Source organism: Bacteroides cellulosilyticus DSM 14838 (assembly GCF_000158035.1).
Taxonomy (GTDB): Bacteria; Bacteroidota; Bacteroidia; order Bacteroidales; family Bacteroidaceae; genus Bacteroides; species Bacteroides cellulosilyticus.
In genome coordinates this window covers 1,343,906-1,346,225 of the sequence record NZ_EQ973490.1, presented here as the reverse complement: position 1 = coordinate 1,346,225, position 2,320 = coordinate 1,343,906, and the positions used below count along the sequence as shown (strand labels likewise).

Below are 2,320 nucleotides of genomic sequence, written 5' to 3'. Positions count from 1 at the left end.
GAATTCAGAAGGACAGCCTCTTTATCTTGACAAAGAAGGCAATGAGACATTAACTCCGGGTGATGAAGACCAATTCAATATCGGTAAAGGTATTCCTGATCTTACATACGGCATTACAATCAATCTTGAGTACAAGGGTTTCGACTTCTCGGTATTCGGTACAGGTACGGTAGGAAATGATGTCTACTACGGTATGTACCGTACAGGCTACAACAATATCTCCAAGCATTTCTACGATGAAGCCAAGAAGGGGAATATGCCCAGTCTTAACACAATTGCAGGTGATAAAATCTACTGGTCATCTTCTGCTCTTGTATTTGACGGATCATACTTCAAGATTAAGCAATTACAATTAGGATACACATTGCCAAAGTCTATCACAAAAAAGGTATTTATAGAGAACCTTCGTGCTTACGTGTCACTTGATGACTTCTTCACATTTACATCTTATCCGGGTCTTGACCCTGAAATTGCTTCAAGAAGTGGTAATAATGTAGGTCTTGATGCCGGTGCATATCCTACAATGCGCAAGATGACATTTGGTCTTAATGTAACATTCTAAACCAACCATTAATACTGACGAAAATGAAAAAATATATATATTCGTTTGCGGTATGTGCCGCACTGTTCTGCACATCTTGCGATGAAAGTCGTTTGAACATCGAACAGAAGGCTGTTAGCTCTACTGAAAACTTCTATAAAACCGATCAAGATGCTGTTGATGCTATGACTGCCGCTTATGCGCAGTTCCTTGACAATGTATGTTCGTCTGCCGGAATCTATCAGCCGCAGTTCACTTTACTCAATTATTCAGCAGATGATGTTTTCTCTGCCGGTACAAATTATGCTGACCACATGGATATGCGTGTATTCGATGAGTTCCGCTATGATACAGGCAACGCTCCTCTTAAAGAATTATATCAGCGTTACTATAAGTCTATTTATGCAAGTAACCTTGTTATAACATATGTAGATCCGGCTGCAAGTACGGTTATGGCCCGTTGTGTCGCAGAGGCTCGCGTATTACGCGCTTATTGTCACATGATGGCGGCTCTCACATTCCAACGTCCTCCAAAAGTCGACAAACTGCTGGGTGCCGATGACAAACCTACAAATGTCGAAAGCCAGAAATCTCTGCTTGAGTGGTGTGCTTCCGAGTGTGAAGAAGCTGTAAATGATCTTGACTCACGTAAAGGTCCTAATGATGTAGAAGGTGCTTTTAAAGTAACAAAAGGTTTTGCATATTTCGTAGCGGGTAAGTCTGCCGTATTCGCCGGCGATATGGCTCGTGCAGAGAGGAATCTTAAGCCTTTGGTTGAATCTCCCAACTATGCACTTGTTCCGGGAAATCGTTTCCGTGACCTATTCCATGTAGAGGGTAATGGCTGCGAAGAAAAAATCTTCGAGGCTAATTGCTTCGGTAACATTGATAAAGGTTTTTGGGGTAATATCCAACGTGGCCGTTGGATGACAAACAACGTATTGAACTGGCGTTATGACCGCTTAGGCTCTCGCGCATCCATCTGCGGCGCTAACGATGGTTGGGGCGGTGGTGCCATCAACTGGAAGTTTGCCGAAAAGATGTATCAAAATGATGGTGACGGTCCGCGTCGCAAAGCTACATTCCTCACTCCGGACGAGTTCTTATACGACTCTAAACTCTGCGGTTGGGAAACGGATTTCGATGCTGACGGAAATGAGATGTCTCTTGCCGACAAGAAAAAAGATCCAAAACGTGGTATCAAGAGTACAGAAGGCCTGTTCGCACATGGCGTATATATGGAAGTCAAGAATATAGAATCTCCTAACGACCGCAATATGACTATTAGCGACACTCATAACTCTGCATCATTCCGTATCGCCAGATTGGGAGAAGCGTATCTGCTTTATGCAGAGGCTTGTCTTGAAACAGGTAATTTGGATGAAGGTAAAAAATATCTGAATGCTATTCAGAAACGTGCAGAAGCTCCTGAAACAGAACTCACAACTCAGACTCTTCGCGATGAAAAGCAGTACGAACTTTGGTTCGAGACTTGTCGTTTTCACGACATCGTTCGTTGGGGCATTGCTAAAGAGTGTCAGGATGCTGTCGTTGATCAGGTTCCGCAACTGTATGACGACTTCTTCATCCAAGGTACACCATACTATGGAAAAGAACATCATCTACGTGCTGAGTTGACTCATCCTTTATCAGTAGATCAAAATTTACCTGCAAGCTCTTATGGCTTCGTAAAGGGTAAACATGAATACTTCCCATTCCCAAAAGATGTTATAGACTTAAACAAAGAACTTCATCAGCTTAACGGATGGGCAAATAATT

At 42.8% G+C, this 2,320-nt stretch carries 1 protein-coding gene and 1 pseudogene; both read left to right on the top strand.

Going from position 1 to position 2,320, the window contains the following annotated elements:
• Positions 1-562: pseudogene (locus BACCELL_RS27335) on the top strand (SusC/RagA family TonB-linked outer membrane protein); the annotation flags it as partial.
• Positions 563-585: 23 nt separating this feature from the next.
• Positions 586-2,320, top strand: a 1,735-nt coding sequence (locus BACCELL_RS09515; RefSeq protein ID WP_007211522.1) for a RagB/SusD family nutrient uptake outer membrane protein, incomplete at its 3' end; no start/stop codon positions are given.